Consider the following 2,883-nt stretch of genomic DNA (forward strand, 5'->3'; position numbering starts at 1 on the left):
TCATGCTCTTTGATGGCGCGGATGATTTGTTCTTCGGTAAAACGTTTCTTCATTGTGAGTTCTCCATCCCGGTAGGTTAACTGGAAATCTCACCGGGGTCATGGTGCTAATTGCGGGGGAAAGGTCATCGACCTGAAAACTGAACATGGAAAAGCCATTATGGCTCTAATACTATCTGCTCACGCTCAAGGTAAGAGAGTGCATGTCGAAGGTAAAAGTAATTGCGATGTTTGGGGAGATAGAGAGTCTGTTGATTATGTCTTTATTGTCGACTGAGTATTCTTTTTTGTGCTTCAGTGCAGATAGAGCAGCCTTAGTCTGAAAAGTATTCACCAAATCTCGGCATTAAGGCCATTGACCCTATAAATACCATAACTAAGTTAAAAGATTTCTTCTTGTTGTTCCGCAGCTATTGAGTGAATTTTATCTGATGCAGTTGCTCATAAAGGGTATTGAGCCAAATGCGAGATCGAGAGTTCGCCGCTGAACTTGATCTTCATGGGGAGGCTTTGTTGTTATGACACGGCTATATTTCCCATATTACAACCAGCAGGTTAATAATTTCTTACTATGCAACTGAAAGTGAAGTATTAAATATTGTACGGACAAGTGCTGTACAAAAGTAAAAATATTTGATAGTGTAATAGATGAGAGGTTTTATTGATCGAAAGGTAGAAATTATGGCGACCTCAAGAATAGATATGCGAATTGATGAGGCCATCAAGGCGCTTGGCGAGAAGGCCGCAGCCCTTACAGGCAGGCGCAGCTTGACGGAGTATGTCACGCGCCTGATTGAAGAAGATGCAACACGAGTTATTCGTGAGCATGAAGCCATTACGCTTGAAAACAACGTATTTGATCGCTTTATGGCCGCCTGCGAAGCCGCAGAAGCGCCCAATGCCAAATTGCGTGCTGCCCGTGAATTTGCAGAACAGCAAGGTATTCAGTGACCCCATCCGACCTTTTCATTGAGCTGGACAAAGCCCTGCATAGCCGCCAATCCTTTGATTGTGGCAGTGCTGAACTTAATGGCTTTATCCAGCAATACGCTGCACGCCACAGAGCTGCCGGCATTAGTCGCACAATGGTATTGCCGTCCGCAGAGGTTGATGAAACCGGGAAGTCTGATATCTGCTGTTACTACACGCTCTCTCATTCTGAGATCAAGCGCGAAACGCTGCCTGAGCGTGCCGCCAAGAGGCTGCCACATTACCCTATTCCCGTGATGTTGATTGCCCAGCTGGCTGTCCATAACCAGTGCCAGGGGCAAGGATTGGGTAAAGTCGCTCTAATCCGCTCACTTCGCCACTGCCTGGATGTGAATGCACTACTGCCATCATTTGCCGTTATCGTAGATGCACTGGAAGATGGCGTGCAGGAATTCTACAAACAGTATGGATTTCAAGTGCTTTGCGAGCATCAGGGCCGCACCAGGCTCTACCTCTCCATGAAGACCGTTGAGCAGCTATTCGCTTAACCCCTCAACTTATCTCCAAATGACTTGAGTTTGTCACCTTCTTTTGGTTAACTGCCCACCAAATGTCCCATTGATGGGGCGTATGGAAACAATGCTAAGGCATTTCGAATAGGGGAAAGGTTGAACGGAGCCAGCTTCAAGCTGATAAGCGCTATTAGAATCAATAATCATGCGCAAATTAAGCTCTCAATAACATTCAGCTAAACACCATCACGATTGCAGCGTCCTCAGATTTATAGCTGAAGGTAGTTGTGCGGTGCTAACTTCTCTCTGCCGAAATGTCCTCAAACTCACACTTGAGGCTATTGTTGTGGCAAACCTATCAATCTTGCTGAAACCAAAGATATTTATCGCTTTGGGTGCCGTTCTTATGGGCTTGTTAGTTTTTGCTGCCCCTTATTCTCCTTGATATGTGTCTGCAGATTACCCTAATAGTGAAATGTATGAAGAAACTACTTTTAGCCAGTTGCTTTCTATCGATAGCAGGAACAGCAACCTCTGCCCCAGCTTGGTACTAAGGCAAGATAACGAGAATTTGGCACTATGGTAATGATGGTTTCATAGTGACATTCGATTCTGATGATTTGAACGACTGTAAATACAAGTACGCCTACTTTAAACGCTCGGTGATTGGTGACGAGCAAGGAAAAGCTGTATACAGCATGGCTTTGTCTGCTTTTCATACCGGCCAAACCGTCAGTATTGTCATCGATAAGCAGGATCCAGGTGAATATTGCGATGCACTAAGTATGGATATGCGAAAAGCGCCAGCTAACTCAGGTCAATAAAGAGGTTTTTATGCTACCAAATTCAATATCCGCGAAAGCCATTGTTTTTGCATTGACCATCATTTTTTCCAACATCTGTGTGGCAGAAATGGTCGATGTATCTGATGTTGAAATCGTAGAAGTCTATATCAACAGTGCTGGACGAATGCTGATGAAAATTGAGGGTGTGCCAGAATGGCTGGAAATCGGCCACGCGGGAAATCCAGCAGCAGATGCGCTCTACAGCACTGCACTGGCAGCCAAATTGGCAAAGCAGAACATCTGGATTCGCTATTGGACTCAGGGCGATGACTTTTCAACGGTGGGGATCATTAGTGTCCGGTGAATAGCCCTAAATTCTTAATAGCTATAACTTCTTTGCTAAAGACGTTGCTTGCGAGTGTTAAGAAAAGCACGAGCAAAAGCGCCTTAAATAATAAATTTTGAAGTCAGGCAAGCATCTATTGCCTGAAAAACTTTGAATTGGAACTAAATAACACAATCGGGAAGCAATCATGATGGGGATCAAACGCGCTATTGGCTTGGGGTTGCTGGCAACCACTTTTTTTGCTGGCAGTGCCAGTGCGGTGGAATTTGGCAGCAACGACTACGAGGTGTATAGCGGTAACCTCAATAATG

At 44.9% G+C, this 2,883-nt stretch carries 4 protein-coding genes; all 4 read left to right on the forward strand.

Annotated elements, in window-relative coordinates; all coding sequences use genetic code 11:
- Positions 1-647 precede the first annotated feature (647 nt).
- Positions 648-950, forward strand: coding sequence for a type II toxin-antitoxin system TacA family antitoxin (locus QSV34_RS15090; protein ID WP_289156065.1), 303 nt, complete (start codon positions 648-650; stop codon positions 948-950).
- Positions 947-1,477, forward strand: coding sequence for a GNAT family N-acetyltransferase (locus QSV34_RS15095; protein WP_289156067.1), 531 nt, complete (start codon positions 947-949; stop codon positions 1,475-1,477). The genes QSV34_RS15090 and QSV34_RS15095 overlap by 4 nt, the downstream gene beginning before the upstream one ends.
- 563 nt (positions 1,478-2,040) lie before the next feature.
- Entirely contained in the window at positions 2,041-2,265 is a 225-nt protein-coding gene (locus tag QSV34_RS15100) for a hypothetical protein (protein ID WP_289156069.1), read from the forward strand.
- Positions 2,266-2,275: 10 nt separating this feature from the next.
- Positions 2,276-2,590: a hypothetical protein gene (locus tag QSV34_RS15105; RefSeq protein WP_289156071.1), complete on the forward strand. Its 315-nt coding sequence runs from the start codon at positions 2,276-2,278 to the stop codon at positions 2,588-2,590.
- Positions 2,591-2,883 lie beyond the last annotated feature (293 nt).

The sequence above is a fragment of the Porticoccus sp. W117 genome, from assembly GCF_030341905.1.
Classification (GTDB): Bacteria; Pseudomonadota; Gammaproteobacteria; order Pseudomonadales; family Porticoccaceae; genus SCSIO-12696.